General features: G+C 56.8%; 20 protein-coding genes. 4 read left to right on the forward strand and 16 right to left on the reverse strand.

Features of this window, described 5'->3' with window-relative positions; all coding sequences use genetic code 11:
- Positions 1 to 775, reverse strand: a 775-nt coding sequence (locus ADICEAN_RS11790; RefSeq protein ID WP_040396914.1) for a type III polyketide synthase, incomplete at its 3' end; no start/stop codon positions are given.
- A gap of 41 nt (positions 776 to 816) precedes the next feature.
- On the opposite strand from ADICEAN_RS11790, the gene ADICEAN_RS11795 reads away from it, so the two are divergent.
- Positions 817 to 1,695 (forward strand): UbiA family prenyltransferase, encoded by an 879-nt coding sequence (locus tag ADICEAN_RS11795; protein ID WP_009195831.1) that lies wholly within the window; start codon positions 817 to 819, stop codon positions 1,693 to 1,695.
- Here ADICEAN_RS11795 and ADICEAN_RS21230 read toward each other — a convergent pair.
- From ADICEAN_RS21230 to ADICEAN_RS11840, 9 genes are all read right to left on the reverse strand, one after another.
- Positions 1,648 to 3,264 carry an ATP-binding protein gene (locus tag ADICEAN_RS21230; RefSeq protein WP_051068852.1) on the reverse strand — a complete coding sequence of 539 codons (1,617 nt, stop codon included), beginning with the start codon at positions 3,262 to 3,264 and terminating at the stop codon, positions 1,648 to 1,650. The two genes, ADICEAN_RS11795 and ADICEAN_RS21230, sit on opposite strands and share 48 nt — an antisense overlap.
- A 234-nt stretch (positions 3,265 to 3,498) precedes the next feature.
- A complete protein-coding gene (locus tag ADICEAN_RS11805; protein WP_009195833.1) occupies positions 3,499 to 4,191 on the reverse strand; it encodes a DUF4097 family beta strand repeat-containing protein in 693 nt (230 codons plus the stop codon).
- A 4-nt stretch (positions 4,192 to 4,195) separates the two neighbouring features.
- Positions 4,196 to 4,969 (reverse strand): DUF4097 family beta strand repeat-containing protein, encoded by a 774-nt coding sequence (locus tag ADICEAN_RS11810; RefSeq protein WP_040396918.1) that lies wholly within the window; start codon positions 4,967 to 4,969, stop codon positions 4,196 to 4,198.
- 65 nt (positions 4,970 to 5,034) lie between these two features.
- Complete coding sequence (locus tag ADICEAN_RS21235) at positions 5,035 to 5,799, reverse strand: HEAT repeat domain-containing protein (RefSeq protein ID WP_009195835.1); 765 nt, start codon at positions 5,797 to 5,799, stop codon at positions 5,035 to 5,037.
- Positions 5,783 to 6,301 (reverse strand): RNA polymerase sigma factor, encoded by a 519-nt coding sequence (locus ADICEAN_RS11820; RefSeq protein WP_009195836.1) that lies wholly within the window; start codon positions 6,299 to 6,301, stop codon positions 5,783 to 5,785. Before ADICEAN_RS11820 ends, ADICEAN_RS21235 begins: the two co-directional genes overlap by 17 nt.
- Before the next feature lie 93 nt (positions 6,302 to 6,394).
- Positions 6,395 to 7,225 (reverse strand): DUF4097 family beta strand repeat-containing protein, encoded by an 831-nt coding sequence (locus ADICEAN_RS11825; protein WP_009195837.1) that lies wholly within the window; start codon positions 7,223 to 7,225, stop codon positions 6,395 to 6,397.
- A 2-nt stretch (positions 7,226 to 7,227) separates the two neighbouring features.
- A complete protein-coding gene (locus tag ADICEAN_RS11830; protein WP_009195838.1) occupies positions 7,228 to 8,085 on the reverse strand; it encodes a DUF4097 family beta strand repeat-containing protein in 858 nt (285 codons plus the stop codon).
- A 4-nt stretch (positions 8,086 to 8,089) separates the two neighbouring features.
- The gene (locus ADICEAN_RS11835; RefSeq protein WP_009195839.1) at positions 8,090 to 8,902 is read right to left on the reverse strand and encodes a HEAT repeat domain-containing protein; all 813 of its coding nucleotides are present in this window, start codon (positions 8,900 to 8,902) and stop codon (positions 8,090 to 8,092) included.
- Complete coding sequence (locus tag ADICEAN_RS11840; protein ID WP_009195840.1) at positions 8,895 to 9,461, reverse strand: RNA polymerase sigma factor; 567 nt, start codon at positions 9,459 to 9,461, stop codon at positions 8,895 to 8,897. Before ADICEAN_RS11840 ends, ADICEAN_RS11835 begins: the two co-directional genes overlap by 8 nt.
- A gap of 282 nt (positions 9,462 to 9,743) precedes the next feature.
- On the opposite strand from ADICEAN_RS11840, the gene ADICEAN_RS11845 reads away from it, so the two are divergent.
- Both ADICEAN_RS11845 and ADICEAN_RS11850 read left to right on the forward strand, forming a co-directional pair.
- The gene (locus ADICEAN_RS11845) at positions 9,744 to 10,721 is read left to right on the forward strand and encodes an NAD(P)H-quinone oxidoreductase (protein ID WP_009195841.1); all 978 of its coding nucleotides are present in this window, start codon (positions 9,744 to 9,746) and stop codon (positions 10,719 to 10,721) included.
- 69 nt (positions 10,722 to 10,790) lie between these two features.
- Entirely contained in the window at positions 10,791 to 11,372 is a 582-nt protein-coding gene (locus tag ADICEAN_RS11850; protein WP_009195842.1) for a DUF4142 domain-containing protein, read from the forward strand.
- Positions 11,373 to 11,379: 7 nt separating this feature from the next.
- Here ADICEAN_RS11850 and ADICEAN_RS11855 read toward each other — a convergent pair whose 3' ends face one another.
- The 6 genes from ADICEAN_RS11855 to ADICEAN_RS11875 are packed head-to-tail and all read right to left on the reverse strand — an operon-like array spanning position 11,380 to position 15,259.
- Positions 11,380 to 12,417, reverse strand: coding sequence for an NAD(P)/FAD-dependent oxidoreductase (locus ADICEAN_RS11855; RefSeq protein WP_009195843.1), 1,038 nt, complete (start codon positions 12,415 to 12,417; stop codon positions 11,380 to 11,382).
- Complete coding sequence (locus tag ADICEAN_RS23255) at positions 12,414 to 12,494, reverse strand: FAD-binding protein (protein WP_236612905.1); 81 nt, start codon at positions 12,492 to 12,494, stop codon at positions 12,414 to 12,416. The genes ADICEAN_RS11855 and ADICEAN_RS23255 overlap by 4 nt, the downstream gene beginning before the upstream one ends.
- 22 nt (positions 12,495 to 12,516) lie before the next feature.
- Complete coding sequence (locus ADICEAN_RS11860; protein ID WP_009195844.1) at positions 12,517 to 14,016, reverse strand: SDR family oxidoreductase; 1,500 nt, start codon at positions 14,014 to 14,016, stop codon at positions 12,517 to 12,519.
- Between the two features lie 51 nt (positions 14,017 to 14,067).
- Positions 14,068 to 14,322, reverse strand: a complete 255-nt coding sequence (locus tag ADICEAN_RS11865) for a PDZ domain-containing protein (RefSeq protein ID WP_040396912.1) — start codon at positions 14,320 to 14,322, stop codon at positions 14,068 to 14,070.
- Positions 14,319 to 15,098 (reverse strand): aspartyl protease family protein, encoded by a 780-nt coding sequence (locus ADICEAN_RS11870; protein ID WP_009195846.1) that lies wholly within the window; start codon positions 15,096 to 15,098, stop codon positions 14,319 to 14,321. Before ADICEAN_RS11870 ends, ADICEAN_RS11865 begins: the two co-directional genes overlap by 4 nt.
- Positions 15,080 to 15,259 (reverse strand): hypothetical protein, encoded by a 180-nt coding sequence (locus ADICEAN_RS11875; RefSeq protein WP_152426404.1) that lies wholly within the window; start codon positions 15,257 to 15,259, stop codon positions 15,080 to 15,082. The genes ADICEAN_RS11870 and ADICEAN_RS11875 overlap by 19 nt, the downstream gene beginning before the upstream one ends.
- 243 nt (positions 15,260 to 15,502) lie before the next feature.
- On the opposite strand from ADICEAN_RS11875, the gene ADICEAN_RS11880 reads away from it, so the two are divergent.
- Positions 15,503 to 16,567 carry a Fe(3+) ABC transporter substrate-binding protein gene (locus tag ADICEAN_RS11880; RefSeq protein ID WP_009195848.1) on the forward strand — a complete coding sequence of 355 codons (1,065 nt, stop codon included), beginning with the start codon at positions 15,503 to 15,505 and terminating at the stop codon, positions 16,565 to 16,567.
- The last annotated feature ends 37 nt before the right edge of the window (positions 16,568 to 16,604 follow it).

Below are 16,604 nucleotides of genomic sequence, written 5' to 3' on the forward strand. Positions count from 1 at the left end.
CCGGAATGTAGGAAGAAAGGCGCATCTCAAAGCCCGTATCGCCAATGTTCCAGGCCATGTCGTCCAGCCCCTCCAGGGCCAGATCACAATAGAACTGCTCCAGGGCCAGCTGCAGCCCCTCTCGCTCTTCAGACTCTACCAGCACGGCGGCGGCCCCATCGCCAAAGAGCGCGTTGGCCAGCAGATTATCCTCATCGGCCTTGTTCTGAAAATGCAGGGTGCACAGCTCTACCGATACCATCAGCACCTTGCTGCCCGGCTCGGCCAGGCAGATGCTGCGCGCCAGTTTAAGGCCGTTGATGGCTGCATAGCAGCCCATAAAATTTATGCAGCTGCGGCTTACCGAGGCGGGCAGGCCCAGCTCCTGCACCAGGGCAATATCCATGCCGGGGGCCTGCAGGCCTGTACAGCTGATGGTGATCAGATGGGTAATGTCGCGGGGCGTTACGCCCTGCAGTTGCTTTAGGCAGGCCGTGGCAGCGGCCAGAGCCAGTTTAGGCGCCTGGGCGTTGTAGACCGCCATGCGCTCCCGGGTTGAGGGAAAAGGCTCCAGGTTTTCGCTGTTGGGAAAAAAGCGGTAGTAGCCGTAGGTCTGGCCATAATCTTCCAGCACCGAGTAGCGCTGGCGAATGCCGCTGAGCCGGTATACCGCCTGCAGCTTGCGCTTTTCAGTAGGGGTAAGGGCCATGGCTTCGGTCATAAAGCGGGCTGCATCGGCCTGGGAGATCCTGTGGGGGGGTGTAGCCGTACCAATAGCCGATATGTATGCGGTCATAAACCTAAAATTCCGTATCTTACTTATTATCCGGAGGGCCTATGCTTAAAAAGTCTACGTTGCTGCACCTGCGCATTCCGTTTTCCTTTTATCTCCTGCCGGTGTATCTGTTTGCACTGAGTGTGGCAGATCATGTACATAGTATACCAGCAATAGGCGTATTTGTTGCTCTGCATCTGTTATTATATCCGGCAAGCAATGGGTACAACAGTTATTTTGATAAGGATGAAGAAAGCATAGGCGGCCTGAAGACCCCCCCACCGGTAAGCCGGCAGCTCTACGTTACGGCCAATATGCTGGACCTGGCTGCTGTTTTGATCGGCTGGTGGCTGGCCGGCCCGCTCTTTGCCCTTATGGAAGTGGTGTACAGCCTGGTGTCGCGGGCCTACAGCCATCCGGCTATTCGGCTCAAGCGCTACCCCTTTATCAGCTGGTGGGTGGCAGGCTCCTTTCAGGGCTTTTTCACCTTTGCCATGGTGTATGTGGGCATCAGCGGAGAGGGCCTGGCTGGCTTCTGGCAGCCCGAGCCGGTGCTGGCCGCCTGCCTTACCACCCTGCTGCTATGGGGCTCTTACCCCATGACCCAAATCTACCAGCATGGGGAAGATGGCCGCCGGGGCGATCGTACCCTTAGCCTGCTGCTGGGCGTACGGGGTACGTTTTATTTTACCGCCATTGCCTTTGCCATTGCCAATTTTGCCTTCTGGATCTTCTTTCTGGAGTATTATACCCTCTGGCAGGCGCTGGTCTTTCAGCTGTTTCTGCTGCCGGTGCTGGGCTATTTTCTCTACTGGCTGCGGCAGGTGCTGCACGATAGCACGGCTGTGGGCTTTAGCCAGAGCATGCTGCTCTCTACCGTATCGGCCCTGTGCCTAAATGTCTTTTTTATTATTCTTTCGGTTTGGACGAAGGGTCTTTAGCCGCTGCTGGCGGGTAAGGTGCGGCAAAAATACCCGTATGGTGGTGCCTTCCCGCTCCTTGCTTTCAATGTTAATAGAGCCCTGCAACAGCTCTACCGTCTGCTTTACAATATAGAGGCCAAGGCCGGAGCCCTCCGAGCGGTCGGTAGCGCGGAAGAACATATCAAACACCTTGCTGATATAGTCTTTTGGAATACCAATGCCATTGTCTTCTACCACTATGCTGGCCCCCTTGGTGGTAGTGCCAATGCTGAGCCGCACCAGGGGATCTTCCTTGCGCATATCGGCATATTTGATGGCATTGCCCAGCAGGTTGTTCAGAATAATGGTAATGCGCATGGCATCGCTCTGAAAGGGATACTCCTCACTATCAAAGTGCGTCTGGATGTTCATTTTATCATAATGCTCCAGGTACTGAATATGCTCCAGGCTATCTTTTACCAGCGCTGTCCAGTGGATGGTTTCCAGCTGCACCTCGGTTCGGCTGCTTTTGGCATAGGTAAGCATGGCCTTTACAAAGTCATCGAGCTTGTGCACCCGGTTTTCGATAAACTGGTGGTATTCGGGCAGCTTGCCCACGTCCTGCTCGCTCTTGGCCAGGTTTAGCAGGCCCAGGATAGAGGTGAGGGGCGCCCGCAGGTCATGGGAGGTTTTGTACATGATCTGGTCCAGCTCATAATTGCGGTCCGAGAGTTCTTCTACCAGCTGCTCCAGCTCATCTTTTTGCTCACTGAGGCTTTTATTGGCCTGGTTGAGGGCCGCTTCTTTTTGCTGCAGCTCCTGATTTTGCTGGTTGAGCATCTCGTTGAGCCGCATGGTTTCTTCCAGCAGCTCTTTATTCTGGCGCCGCTGGCTTACCTGGCTGGTAAGGTCTATAAAGTATCCCCCTACCGAATCGACCACCCCCTGCCGGTTGCGCACCGGAAAGATAATGTTGTAGAGGTATACGCTGTTGCGCTTTAGCACATACTCTTCGGTGAGCATCAGGGGCTGGCCTGTGCTGATCACCTGCTGCACCTGTTCCTCCAGGCGCTGCTGAAAAACCTCGGGCACAAAATCCTTCAGGTTGTGGATGCTTTGCGGCTTGCGCTCGGCAAACTCGTAAAAGGCCTGGTTGGCCAGCTTTAAATTCAGCGCACCATCTACAATATAGACCGGGATGGGGGCATAGCGAAAAAAGTCGCCAACCGTGCTTAAGGCTGAGCTGAGCGACTGATCGGGCCTGTGCCCATTGGTGCCGACTGAAGGGGCAATGAGGACCAGTACCTTTTCAATGTGATGTTCTTCGCCTTCTTCCAGGGGGTAAAAGTGAAGGTCGATGTAGCGGGGTGCCTCCTGTTCCCGATTCTTCTCCGGAAGAATTGTCTGAAGGGTAAAGGATTTTCCGCTCAGGGCTTTCCTGAAAACAGCGGGTTCGGGAAAGTTGCTTTCTGCCAGCAGCTCATGAATGGGATTGGCCAGGCTTTCTTTACGGCTAATGCCGGTCCAGTTGACCATACAGGCGTTCCACTCCAGGATGCGCAGCTTCTGGTCATAGACAAAGAGGCCTATCCGCTGATCGAGGCACAAATGTCTTAGTAATGTATTTCCATTCAGTGCAGAAAGATTCATGAATTGCCGGCTTCAAAAAAATAACCCCTATTGGTCGAACGAGAGAAGCGCCAAAAGCTCATAAAAAATAGTGAATTTTTTCTATTCTACAGAAGCTTACTGAAGTAACGTTCTTGATTAACAATTGTTTAGATAGCAAAAAATAAGCCTATGATACACATAGGCTTACTGGCTGTGAAATGAAGAGGATGCTTATTCTTTACGCACGTAAATATTGCTGCTGATGGTTTCCAGCCGCAGGGGGGTGCCGCCCTGGCCCAGCTGCCCTCTCATCTCGTAGCCCACGATGGGGATCTCCTCCTTTTTATTGAGGATCTGAAAATCAAGATCGGTATAGAGCTCGCCGGTAATGGACTTGAGCCAAAAGGCTGCTGCGCGGCTGGCCGGCCAGCTCAGGTCTATAAAGCCGCTGATGCTGTTCAGGTCCAGGGCGCCGCGCAGGTTGGTGGCCGTTACATTGCCGCTAATGGTCTTTAAGGTAATGGCGGCCCCATGGGGTACCCAAAGCTCAAAGGTAACATCCAGGCAAACAGCCTCATAGGTATTGCCGGGCCCCCTGTTCCAGGAGAACTGCTGGCCATCGCATTCATCCGCCGTAGTGATGATGCGGGCCTTTTCATCCAGCTCCGAGACCAGTTTCAGCACGCCTCCTTCCTGCCTGGCGGTAAAGGTGAGGGCATCGTTATGGGTGCCGCCATTGATGAGAATGGAGGCCCGCAGCTGCACCTCGGGCTTGTCCCAGCCCCTGAGCAGAATGTCCTTGCCGTGGTCCAGCTTCAGGTTCAGGGAGGTGCCGGAGGGGAGCGGCCAGCGCTCTTCCAGAATCTTTTGGGCCGGCAGGCTCAGGGGCGCCAGCAGCAGGAGGGTAAAAAATAAAGTTTTCATGGCATTAGCGTTTGCGGAGGTAAATATTGCTGCTGGTGCTGCGAACGGTTAGTGTACTACCGCCCCCGTTGAGGCTGGCCTTAATGGTACTCTGCCCGCCGCCCAGGTAGGTAAGGCTGGCTTCTTTACCGTCCTTGTTTTGTACCTTCAGGTCCAGATCGGTATAGATCTCGCCCACTACGGAGCTCAGGTGCAGCTCGGCTTTGGCGCTGGCCGGCAGGCTGATGTCGATCTCGCTGGCAACGCTGCTGATCATGCTGGGTCCCTTCTGGCTCAGCTCGCTAAAGCGTATGGTGATATCGCCGCTGGTGCTGTTTACAATCACCGGGCCCGATACATCCATCAGGCGCACTTCGGCGGTCTTGGACTTTACCTCCAGCTCGTTGCGCATGCCAATCACTTCAATATTATTGCCCCCCCAGTTCATCTGCTCAATGCTAAGCCTGGCATTTTCCGGCACCCGGATGAGGTACTGACCCGGGTTGGCCATGGCCTCGCGGATGAGCACCTGCCCGTCTTTGCTCTCTACCGACATGCCGGTATTGGTATTGTCTACGGCAGTGTTGTAGAGGGGGCGCAGGCCCTTGGCCCGCTCAGGGGGCGCTTCATAGTCCCTGGCCTGTATGATCAGTTCATTGCCTTTGTGGGCCTCTATGCGCAGCTCGGCCTTGTGGTACTGAATTTTGATGAGCTGGTCGGCCGTAATGCGCTGCTTGTACTCCTGCGCCAGGCCCGGCAGGGCCAGTGCCAGCAGCAGAAAAAGAAAGGTATGTTTCATGAGTAGGTGTGTTTTCTTGTTTTTGTACATGGGTTGGATGAAAAGGGCTGATCAGCGCTCTCTTTTTATATAAGTAGGGATATACTTTCATTTACCTGCTGGCGCACCACCTGCTGCAGCTCCTCATCCTGCAGCATCTTCTGCAGTTGGGGCACGGCCTCCTTCTCGCCCAGGCGGGTAAGGCCGTGGATGAGGGCCAGCTGTACATTGGGGTCGGTCTGGATGCCCAGCGAATGGATAAGCGCCCGGCGCACCTGCGGGTGCTGCTGGTAGTTCATTAAGGCTTCTACCGCCGCCAGGCGCACATTTACATTTTCATCAAAGTGCAGGGTATGGATGAGGGCCATCAGCAGCTCGGCATCGGCCTGGGGAGTGGTGGCGGCTACGGTTACGGCCTGCAGGCGCTGGCCGGTAGTGGCACCGGCCTGCAGCAGTCCCTTTAGCTCGCTGAGCTCCTGGCGCAGGGCTGTGAGTTCGGTAGCGGTGGGCTGCTCTTCTGCGGGTACGGCGCCCGCACCCCCTCTGCCCAGGGCAAAGCCTACTACCAGCAGGGACACAGCGGCCGCCACCTGCCAGGCCCATCCCCAGAGGAGGCGCACCTTTGGTTCGGCTGCAGGCAGGGCAAGGGGCGCCATCAGCGCCTCGGCCGACAGGGGGGACTGGATCTGCCGCTCGGCTAGGGGCCAGTGCAGCAGGCGGGCTTCGGCCTGCAGGTCGGGCGGCAGGGCCGGCTCCTGCAGCAGCTGGCGTAGCTGCTGCTCTTCGGCTACCGTCGTTTCGCCTTCGTAATAGCGTTCCAGCAACTCCCGTACATTATCCCAATTTCTCATAGCTACTTACTTTTAAAAACTGTTCCCGTAGTGTTTTGCGCGCCCTGGAAAGGGCTACCCGGATGGCATTGATCTGCATGCCGGTGATTTCTTCTATTTCTTCGTACGAGAGCTCTTCTACCTCCCGCAGCTGCAGCAGCCACTGCTGCTGCTCGGGCAGGCCCAGCATCAGCCGGCGAATCACCGCCTCATGATCTTCCTGCTCGGCCTGCTGATGGGGGCTGGCCTGGCCACTGTCTGTATACTCCAGCCCCTCCAGCCCCTGGCGTCCCTTGTACTGTTTGGACTTTAGCCGATCCAGGCACAGGTTGCGCACGGTGCGTACGGCAAAGGCCTCTACATTGCTGCACAGCATCAGCTTTTGCCGGTACACCCACAGGCGGAGCATGCCCTCCTGCAGGGCGTCTTCGGCCTCGGCGCTGTCTTTGAGCATCCAGAGGGCTACCCGGTACAGCCGGTTGCGAGCGGGTAAAACAGTGGTTCTGAAGTATTCGAGCTCCATATCTGCTACAAGGACGAGTAGGCAGGGGGTTCATTACAAAAAAAGCGGCAGAAATATTTCTGCCGCTTCTGAGACCCCTGTTGCCGGAGGAATTTACTGCTTTTGGATGTAGATGGTGCCGTTGAGGCTCTTCAGGTAGATCTCGGGTCCGCCGCCGTTTACATCACCCTGTACCCAGTCTTCGATCTTTACCCGGTAGGTACCCCCTGAGGCGGCTTCCTGCCGGGTGGTTTCGCTGCGCATTTTCATATCAAAGTTGGTGTACACATCGCCAAACTGGGTCTTGGCCTTGATGCTGAATTTTGCTTTGGCCGGTGCACTGATCTGAATCTCGCCATTTACATTGGTAAAGGACATGCTGCCGCTGGCAGGAAGCTCGGTGAAGCGGGCCTCGATCTTGCCATTGACGGTATTGACCAGGGCCGATCCGCGTATATCATGCAGCAGCACCGAGCCGTTTACATTGCTGATGTCCAGCTCGCCCTGCACATTCAGGACTTCAATAAGGCCATCGTTTACCGCCCGCAGGTTAAGGGAAAAGTTATGCGGCACCATAATGACCAGATCGGCTTTTTTCATCCAGCTGCTCACTTTTACGCTTACTTCGTTGCGATTTTCCTGCACCTCCAGGCCTATGTTGGTATCGGAAATGCGGCGCATACCCTCTACCGTTTCGGGCTTGTCGGATCGGCGGCCCCGGGCTGCGGCTGAGTAGCGCACAATTACCTCCTTGCCGGAGTAGCCCTCTACCTTAATACCGCCCTGCAGGGTTTGCACCTTAAGAATGCCGGGCTTGCCGGGTTCGCTAAGGGGTATGGCAATCTGGTCGCTGTCCTGATCGCTGCTGCTGTTCTGGGCAACTACAGGCAGCTGCAGAAACCACAGGGCCAGTAGCAGGGGGATGGATACAATGCTGTAGTTCATGATTAGTTTCCTTTTTTGAGGTACATGTCGCCATTGACGGTCGTTACCTTGATCTTAGGACCACCCTGGCCTACCTGCAGGGCGCTTTTTCCCCCTATTTTGTAGTAGGTGCCCCCATTGCGCTTTCCTTCTTCTTTAAGCGGAGCGGTGGTAACGGCAAAGTCGGTATAAAAATCGCCGGAGACGGAGGTATACTGAATGTTGGCCGCCAGCTGGGTAGGAAAGGTCAGGCGGATGGTGCCGTTTACGGTTGTAAAGTTGGTGTCGGTCTTGGGCACGCTTTTGCTCTGCACTTCTACATCGCCATTGACGGTAGCCGCCGATACATTGCCGCCGATGTTGGTGAGGCGAACGCTGCCATTTACATTGGAGCCACTGGCATCGCCCCGCAGGTCCTGGATCAGCACATCACCCCCATTGACGGTAGAGGCATTAACCACAGCCTGATCGGGAACACGCAGCACAATATCAAAGGTAACGGTACCGCGGTCTTTGGTGCGCTTGTCCCGATCATGCATGTTGTAGCTCCAGCTGCCGTTGCTGTTCTGCTTTACTTCTACCCCCGGACCATCGGCATAGACCAGAATGGTGTTTCCCTCCTGCCGGAAGGCCAGGGACCAGTCCCGCTCCAGCTCGCCGGCATCGGCATCCTTGCGGGCTTCTACGGTTTTTTTGGCCTGCAGCTCTACGGCCGTACTGCCATGCCCCCGCACCTCTACCTTGCCATGCAGGTTCATTACTTTTATGGTGTACTGGCTGCTGTTCTGGGGCAGATTGAGACGCTCACTGATGGTTTGCTGGGCCTGGGCCGCCAGGCAGCTGAGCATCAGCAGAAGGCTAAAAAAGGATATCTTTTTCATATGTTTAAAGTAAGGTTTGAATACTTTGAGTGATTTGTTGTTTTACCGTGCTATCCAGCTGCTCCTGCTCCAGCAGCTTTTGCATAGGCGCTACAGCGCTTTTTTCCTGCAGGGCCGTTACGGCTTCGGCCAGGGCTATGAGCACCAGGGGCGACTCCTGCAGCTCAAAGGAACGGACCAGCCCCTCCCGCACCTGCGGGTGCTGCGCATGTTGCTGCAGGGCTTCTATGGCCGCCAGCCGCACATTGATGCTGGGGTCGCTGTTGAGGGTATTAAGCAGGGCAGTGATCACCTCATGATCGGCCCGGGGCAGCTCCTGGCTCATGTTTACCGCCCGCAGGCGATCGGTGGCCGAGCGGCTCTGCTCCAGCTGGGTGAGTAGCAGTACCTGCTGCATCTGCACCAGCTGGGTCTGCAAATGGCCTACCTGCTGCTCATAGGGGTTTGCGGGCCGCAGCCAGTAACCGATGCCGGCCCCCAGCACCAGCAGCAGGGCGCCAGCCATGACCATACCAGCCTGCACCTGCCCGGACCAGAGAAGACGCCCCAGCCCCTGCTGCAGGCGCTGCAGCAAGCCTGGTTTACGCTCTGCAGCCTCGGTCTGGGCCAGCATGCTGTAAAAATTGGTGCGCAGCCTGTCGCTGGGCTCGGGCTGGGGCAGCTCTTCCATAGTTACCAGCAGGCGGGCATAGTCCTGCAGCTCCTTTTCAGAGAGTGCTCCGCTCTGCAGCAGCTGGCTGAGTTCCTGTTCCTGCTCCTGGCTCAGGGTGCCATCCAGGTAGTCCATCACCAGGGGTATGTAGCGATCGTCAATCATGTTGCACCTCCTCGTCTAGCTGGGCATAGAGGCTTTTCAGCTCCTGTATGGCCCTGAATACTTTTACCCGTATGGTATTTTCGGTACTGTTGAGCATATCGGCTATGTCTTTATACTTAAGGCCTTGAAACTTGCTAAGCTCCAGCAGCTCCCGCTTTTCGGCACTCATGCGCTCCAGGGCTTTTTGCAGCAGCCCTACCTCCTCCTCCCGGTCAGTAGCCGGGGTATAGCTGTTTTGCAGGCTGTTCTCTACCTCGGCCAGGCCATCGCGCTGGCCTTCGCGCTTGTTTTTGCGCCAGTGGTCGGCCAGTATGTTGCGGGCCATGTGAAACATCCAGGCCGTAAAGGCTCCCTTGCCCAAAAAGGTATGCCGGTAGCGGAGCATGCGGTAGAATACAGTCTGGGTCAGGTCTTCACTCAGCTCGGCATCGCGGGTAAGGCGATAGAAAAAGGCATACAGCGGCTTGTGGTGCCGCTCAAAGAGCAGGCCCAGGCAAGCCGTTTTGCCTTCTTTTACCTGTAGCATCAGGTGGTTATCGCTTAGCGCAGCTGGTTCCATAAGCGTTTTGCGGTAGGGTAAACTTTGACTTTGCCGGAACGTTACACCTACTAGCTACTTTTTTTTCGCTGCCCTGCAAGCCTTAGGTGAAGGGCGGGTCTTTTTAAGGCTAACCGGCAGGTGATCGGGCCAATTTCAGGGCGGCAGGCCTACCTGCCTGTGCCGGCCTGTGAACAGCAGGCTTTTAGGAGTCTGCTGCTTTTTTTACCTTTAACAGCAAGGGGCTGCACCTGCTCCGGCTATTTTTACCTACCCAGGATATACCCTTACAGCGCATCGTTTATGGCTACTTCCATGCAGGCTCTTTTGGTAAAGGATGGACAATTACACACCGGCCAGTGGCCCACCCCCCGTCCGGGCCCCGGCGAGCTGCTGGTAGCGGTGAAGGCTGCCGGCATCAACCGGGCCGATCTGTTGCAGCGGCAGGGCCACTACCCCCCTCCGGAAGGGGCCAGCCCCCTGCTGGGCCTGGAGGTAGCTGGCCTGGTACAGCAGCTGGGCGAGGGGGTAACGGACTGGAAGGTGGGCGATCGGGTATTTGGGCTGTTGCCGGGCGGCGGCTATGCCCACTATGCCCTGCTCCATAGCCAGCTGGCCATGCGCATACCCGAAGAGCTTGATTTTAGCCAGGCCGCCGCCCTGCCCGAGGTATTCCTGACGGCCTGGCAGGCCCTGGTGTGGCTGGCCCGGCTGCAGGCGGGCGAACAGGTGCTGATCCATGCCGGCGCCAGTGGGGTAGGCACCGCCGCCATTCAGCTGGCCCGGGCGTTGGGGGCTACTCCCTGGGTTACCGCCTCGGCCGGGAAACACCCCCTCTGCAGGGAACTCGGCGCCGGCCTGTGCATCGATTATAAAACGGAGGACTTTGCCGAGCGGGTGGCACAGGAAAGCGGAGGCAGGGGGGTGGATGTGATCCTGGATTTTATCGGCGCCGGCTACTGGCAGCAGAACCTTCAGAGCCTGGCGCTTGATGGCCGGCTGGTGCTACTGGCCTTTTTGGGCGGCACCAGGACCGAAACCAACCTGGCCCCCCTGCTGCGCAAGCGTATCTCGGTTTTTGGCTCTACCCTGCGCTCCCGCCCCCTGGCCTATCAGGCAGCCCTTACCAAAGACCTGGCGGCCTTTTTGCTACCCAGGCTTAAAAGCGGTGAACTGCAGCCGGTGCTGCACCGGGTATACCCCTGGCAGGAGGCAGCCAGCGCGCATCAGGAAATGGAGCAAAACGCTACGGCCGGCAAGCTGGTACTGGCATTCTCCTAAACATTCCCCCTGTTGTTCTGGTTAATGCTCAGGATCTTAGGTCCATTTTTTAACCAAAACACAAAAACCATGAAGAAGAATTTTTTTGTACTAGGCGTATTTTGTCTCTCCCTGTTTGCTGCCTGCGACTCTGACCGGCGCACAGCCCAGGGCGATGGCTACCAGGACACCACTGCTACCGGCACCGATACCCGCGCCGGCATGCTGGAAGATGATACCCGCGAGTTTATGACCGATGCGGCCAGCGGCGGCATGATGGAAGTAGAGCTGGGCCGCATTGTGCAGCAAAAAGCAACCAACCAGGATGTTAAGGACTTTGCCGCCATGATGGTAAAAGACCATAGCGCTGCAAATGAGCGCCTGATGGCACTGGCCCAGAGCAAGAACATACAGCTACCCCAGCAGATGAAAGAAGACCACCAGGAAGAAGTAAACCGCTTCCGGGATATGAAAGCCGGCCAGGACTTCGACAAGGAATATGTAAAGCTGATGGTAGAAGACCATGAGGAAGACATTAAAGAGTTTGAAGAAGCGCAGGAAGATGTACAGGATGCCGAGATCCGCCAGTGGGTAGACAATACCCTGCAGAGCCTGCGCCAGCACAAACAGCGCATCGACCAGATCAAAGAAGCCATGGACAAGCGCAGCTAATCAGCTACTAAAAGACCCTGCCATGCGTTTGCCGTACCAGCAGGCGCCCAAGGGGTTTTACTCGCAGCAGGCGGGCAGACAGGTCCGAGATAAAGGGCTGGCCAAACAACTGCTGAAACTGACGCCCCATCCACAAACGCCTGGCAAATAACTCCTGCCAGGCGTTTTTGTAGGCCTGCTCCAGGCTAGAGCGGTCCCAGCTGCCTGCCGGAGAGTAGTGGGCCAGAATGGTATCGGCGGCCAGCTTGCCTCCATGAATGGCCATGGCCATACCGTTGCCGCACAGGGGGGTAATGAGGCCGGCCGTATCGCCCGCCATCAGCATGCCCTCCTGCAGGGGGCTCTTTTGCCGAAAATTCACTTCATTGATCACCAGGGGCTTCTCCAGCAGAAACTCGGCCTGCTGCCAGATGGTCTTAAGCTGCGGATTGCGCCAAAGGTCTTTTTCTTCCATCGCCGCTATGCTTCCCCACTTGCGCAGGCGGTTGCGGCTGCCCAGGTAACAGAGGTTCCACTGGTCTCCTTCTATCTTGCTCAGCCCGCAATAGCCCCCGGGAAAGTTGTGCAGCGCCACTTCATCATGGGGCAGCTCGGCGCGGATGTGGTACTTGACCCCTATATAATCGGAGCGGTAGTCCATAAAGGGGCGCTCCAGCTGTTTATCCAGCCGGCTGCGCTTGCCCCAGGCGCCAATCACCAGCGGGCTGCTAAGTACCTCTCCCCCCTTAAGCTCGATCTGGTATTCATGCTGCTGCCTGCGTATCCCCTGTACATGGGCGTGCTGCCGGATCTCGGCGCCGGCGGCTGTGGCCTGCCCGGCCAGAAATTCATCGAAGTAGTAGCGGCTCAGGCCAAACCCACCCAGCGCCAGCGGCAGGCTGCTTTCCCGGCCCTGTACACTACTTAAGCGAAAGCGGGTGATTTGCGCCGGGGCAGCCGCATGGGGATAGGCCCCTACCGACTCCAGAAAGGGGCGTACCTCATTTGAGATATACTCACCACATACCTTGTGCAGGGGGTAGGCGCCCTTTTCCAGCAGGGTCACCGACAGGCTCCGCGGGCCAGCACCAGGGCAGCGGTAAGTCCGGCCAGCCCTCCGCCTATGATGATGACATCTTTCACCGGCTGCAATGGTAAAGTTTACTCATAGGGCTGCGGGCTGCTCCTCCAGGCTATTGGGGCTGCTGTGGGGTCCGGCAGGCCAGCGGGAGTGAATGATTTGGCGGGCCATTCCCTCAAAAATAAAGTGGTGGAAGGGCAGCAGGCTATACCAGTACAGGCGGCCGGCCAGCCCCCTGGGCCGAAAGGTAGCGGTTTGCACCAGCACGTGTTGTCCCTGCGCCTGCTGTCGTATGCAAAATTCCAGCCAGGCCTCGCCGGGCAGTTTCATTTCGGCATAGAGCAGCAGCCGCCCCTCCTGCCGGTTGGCCAGCAGCACCCGCCAGAAATCCAGCGCATCGCCGGCCTGCAGCTCGCTGGGGCTGCGGCGTCCCCGCCTGAGGCCTACCCCTCCTGCCAGCTTATCCAGCCGGCCCCGCAGCTTCCAGAGTCCGTTGAGGTAATACCAGCCCCGCTCACCCCCTATGCTCCAGATGTTCTGCAGCACTTTTTCCCGGGGCTCCTCAAAGGGAATTTCCCGTTTATCCACAAAGCAGCCCCAGCGGGGCACCTGTATATACTGCTGCAGCTGCAACAGCGCCTGGCTGCTGATGAGCGAATCCTTCCAGCTGCTAACCACCTCATTCTGGGCTATTTTATCAAAGGCTTTGGCCACAGCCTCCCGGTAGGGAATTAGCTGCTGGGGCACCAGGGCCCGTATGCGGTTATCCTGGCACACCACCTCATTGCGCATGCTGCCCACCAGGCTTACCGCCAGGGGGTAGGAAGTGGCCGTTACAAAATAAAGCCAGTAAGAGCTCAGGCGGGGGGTAAGCACCGGTACGGTAAGAATGTAGCGCCGCAGCCCCCGCTGCCGGGCAAATTGCAGGATCATCTGCTTGTAGCTGAGCACATCCGGACCCCCAATATCAAACGTCTGGCCCAAGGCCTGCGGCAGCAGCAAGACTCCCAGCAGGTACTGCATTACATTGTAGACCGCAATGGGTTGGCAGCGGGTCTCTACCCAGCGGGGCGCCACCATTAGGGGCAGTTTTTCTACCAGATCCCGGATAATTTCAAAGGAAGCGCTGCCCGAGCCAATGATGATGGCCGCCCGCAATACGGTTAGAGGAATGAGTCCATCGGCCAGCAGCTCCTCTACCCCCCTTCTGGACTGCAGGTGCGGGGACAGCTGTGCATCATTGCTGATGCCGCTCAGGTAGATAATCTGCCGGGCCCGGGTTTTCTCCAGTGCCTGCCGAAAATGCAGGGCCGACTGCTGCTCCTGCGCATGAAAATTCTGGTGGGTACTGCCCATGGAGTGCACCAGGTAGTAGGCTGCATCCAGATCCTGGGGGAGCTGCTCAAGCTGCTCGGGGTAGCGCAAGTCGGCCTCATATACCTGCACCCGGGCGGCCAGGGGGGGCTCCAGCGCCAGCCGCCGGGCATCGCGCACCAGGCACACCACCTCTATACCCTGCTGCACCAGCAGGGGCAGCAGGCGGCGCCCAATGTAGCCGTTGGCTCCCGTAAGCAGTATTTTCATGGAATGGCTTTATCAGCTAACCGCACAGCCCCCGAAGAGTTGGGCCGGGGCTCAGATAATATCTCTAAGGCGCAGGCTGGTCTTGATCTTTTCACCATCGCGCAAAAACACAAAGCGGATCTTTTTGCCATCCCGGCGGCGCAGCAGCTGGCTGAGGTCTTTTAGCTGCGAATCGGCCACCCGGGCGCCATTTATTTTATAGAGAATATCTTTTTTGCGGATATCGGCATTGGCGGCGGGTGAGTCGGGCCGGATATCCGCTACCTCAAATTCATTGAGATAGGGGCCTTTGGCAATAAGGGTCATGCCGGTTTTATTGAAGATAAAGGGATCTTTAAAAGCAGGTGATTTCTGCATATAAAAAGCCCCGCTGGGATAATCAAAATAACCACAAACCTACCCAGGATCTCGCCGCCAATGGTGCCGTCGCGGTCCTGCTCCTGGTGGGTAAGGGAGTAACTATCATGATCGGGAAAAGAGGAAAGCACATTTCTGAAAGAGCTTTTACCGATGGAGAACTCCTGCATTCTGCCGATGTGGCCGGAAATATCGCCCAGCAGGCCACGGCCCAGGCTGCCATAGAGGGTTTTGGAGGGCAGGCACACATCGGTTTTATCGGCATGGACCAGCAGGGCATGGCTGGCGCCGGTATCTACCAGCAGCTTCAGGGTGTGGCGCTTTCCTTCTTCATCGGTTACCTGCGCTTCAATAAAGGGCTTGGAATCTTCCAGACTAAGGGGCAGTTTCTCAAAGCCACGTGGCACCTTAAAGGAGCCCGGTTCATAGAGGGTGATCAGGTTGTTGTAATAATCGATTTTCACCACAAAACGGGCAAAGAGCTCATAGCCGATAATGCCATGCACCGGCACCCCCAGCTGGCTACCCAGCTCCAGGTAATCTTCCTGCAGCACCAGCAAGGGCTGGTTCAGCACCTGCACATTGGGCAGCAACATGCGCACATTTGAGGCCAGGTGGGCCTGTACGTCCTGTCCGGCGCCGGCGCCCCGCAGTGTCAGGGTGCGGTCGTAGGTCATGTTTAAGAAATCACTGTAGACCCGGTCGGTCAGGATGGGGGTTCGCACCCCGGTATCCAGTAAAACTCCAGGGGAATGGCATTGTCCAGCAATACCTTTATCAGAATAAGGTTATTGACCCGCCTGAAGGGAATCTCCACACTGCTCTGATCCTGCAGCAGGTTCATGCTCTGGATCTGGGCCTGTACGCCACCTGCCCCCAAGGCCACAAGCAGCCCTGCAAGCAGCCAGGATCGGAGCGCTCGCCAGTGCCTGAAGCATACAGAAGGGGTGTTAAACATGGAATATCAGAAGAGTTTATTGGCTTTTCTTAAAAGATACAAAGAAAATTGGCCATTTCCTGCTTATTGATGCCCTGATTTTTTTTGCCTACCCCCCTGCCATTACTTCTGGCGGCTAATTATTTAGAGTAAATCTAAATTATTGGCTACTTTTGGGGCAAATCCCTTTCTATGAACTATTTTTCTTTTGTACTTCTGGGGCTATTTTCTCTAAGCCTGCTGGGCTGCAGCGGAGAGCGCAGTTCTGAAAACACCACCGCTGCCGACACCACCGCCCAGGCCGCCGGCGAGGTAAATGTGTATACGCACCGCCATTATGAAAGCGATCAGGAGCTGTTCAGGCGTTTTGAGCAGCAAACCGGCATCAAGGTAAATGTGGTAAGCGCCAGTGCCGATGAGCTGATCCAGCGGCTGCAGATGGAAGGCCAGAACTCCCCGGCCGATGTGCTCATTACCGTAGATGGCGGCCGCCTATGGCGCGCCAAGAGCCAGGGCCTGCTGAGCCCGGTTCAGTCCAAGGTGCTTACCGATAACATACCTGCGCCTTTCCGGGACAAGGAGGGGCAGTGGTTTGGCCTTACCTATCGGGCCCGCATTCTGGCCTACGACTCCACCCGCATACGCCCCGGCCAGCTGGCAACCTATGCCGATCTGGCCAATCCGCGCTTTAAGGGGCAGATTCTGGTACGCTCTTCCGATAATTTATACAACCAATCGCTGCTGGCCTCCATCATTGCCCATGAGGGCTCCGAGGCGGCCCTTCGCTGGGCAAAGGGGGTAGTGGCCAACATGGCCCGCCAGCCCAAGGGCAATGACCGGGACCAGGTAAAGACCGTAACCTCCGGCCAGGGCAGCATTGCCATTGTAAACAGCTACTACATTGGCAATATGCTGGCTTCTGAAGATGCCGCCGAAGCCGAAGCCGGCCGCAAGGTAAAAGTATTCTTCCCCAATCAGGAGGGCCGCGGCACGCACATCAATGTGAGCGGCGGCGGTGTAACCCGCCATGCCCCCAACCGCCAAAATGCCATTAAATTTCTGGAGTATCTCTCCTCTGACGAAGCCCAGCAGGTGTTTGCCCAGGCCAATTACGAGTATCCTGTAAAAGAAGGGGTGGCCTGGTCGCCTACCCTGCAGAAGTGGGGCCGGTTTAAGGCCGATACTCTTGACCTGGAAGCGCTGGGCCGCTACAATGCCGAGGCAGTAACCATCTTTGACAAAGCCGGCTGGAAGTAAGCAGGTATTAACAACCAACAGGATAACAGGGCTCCTA

Source organism: Cesiribacter andamanensis AMV16 (assembly GCF_000348925.1).
GTDB classification, from domain to species: Bacteria; Bacteroidota; Bacteroidia; order Cytophagales; family Cyclobacteriaceae; genus Cesiribacter; species Cesiribacter andamanensis.

Bases quoted from the DNA above. Each gene is read 5' to 3' on its own strand.
- ADICEAN_RS11795 (WP_009195831.1), top strand. From the start codon at position 817: ATGCTTAAAAAGTCTACGTTGCTGCACCTGCGCATTCCGTTTTCCTTT.
- ADICEAN_RS11805 (WP_009195833.1), bottom strand. From the start codon at position 4,191: ATGAAAACTTTATTTTTTACCCTCCTGCTGCTGGCGCCCCTGAGCCTG.
- ADICEAN_RS11810 (WP_040396918.1), bottom strand. From the start codon at position 4,969: ATGAAACATACCTTTCTTTTTCTGCTGCTGGCACTGGCCCTGCCGGGC.
- ADICEAN_RS21235 (WP_009195835.1), bottom strand. From the start codon at position 5,799: ATGAGAAATTGGGATAATGTACGGGAGTTGCTGGAACGCTATTACGAA.
- ADICEAN_RS11820 (WP_009195836.1), bottom strand. From the start codon at position 6,301: ATGGAGCTCGAATACTTCAGAACCACTGTTTTACCCGCTCGCAACCGG.
- ADICEAN_RS11825 (WP_009195837.1), bottom strand. From the start codon at position 7,225: ATGAACTACAGCATTGTATCCATCCCCCTGCTACTGGCCCTGTGGTTT.
- ADICEAN_RS11830 (WP_009195838.1), bottom strand. From the start codon at position 8,085: ATGAAAAAGATATCCTTTTTTAGCCTTCTGCTGATGCTCAGCTGCCTG.
- ADICEAN_RS11835 (WP_009195839.1), bottom strand. From the start codon at position 8,902: ATGATTGACGATCGCTACATACCCCTGGTGATGGACTACCTGGATGGC.
- ADICEAN_RS11840 (WP_009195840.1), bottom strand. From the start codon at position 9,461: ATGGAACCAGCTGCGCTAAGCGATAACCACCTGATGCTACAGGTAAAA.
- ADICEAN_RS11845 (WP_009195841.1), top strand. From the start codon at position 9,744: ATGGCTACTTCCATGCAGGCTCTTTTGGTAAAGGATGGACAATTACAC.
- ADICEAN_RS11850 (WP_009195842.1), top strand. From the start codon at position 10,791: ATGAAGAAGAATTTTTTTGTACTAGGCGTATTTTGTCTCTCCCTGTTT.
- ADICEAN_RS11860 (WP_009195844.1), bottom strand. From the start codon at position 14,016: ATGAAAATACTGCTTACGGGAGCCAACGGCTACATTGGGCGCCGCCTG.
- ADICEAN_RS11865 (WP_040396912.1), bottom strand. From the start codon at position 14,322: ATGACCCTTATTGCCAAAGGCCCCTATCTCAATGAATTTGAGGTAGCG.
- ADICEAN_RS11880 (WP_009195848.1), top strand. From the start codon at position 15,503: ATGAACTATTTTTCTTTTGTACTTCTGGGGCTATTTTCTCTAAGCCTG.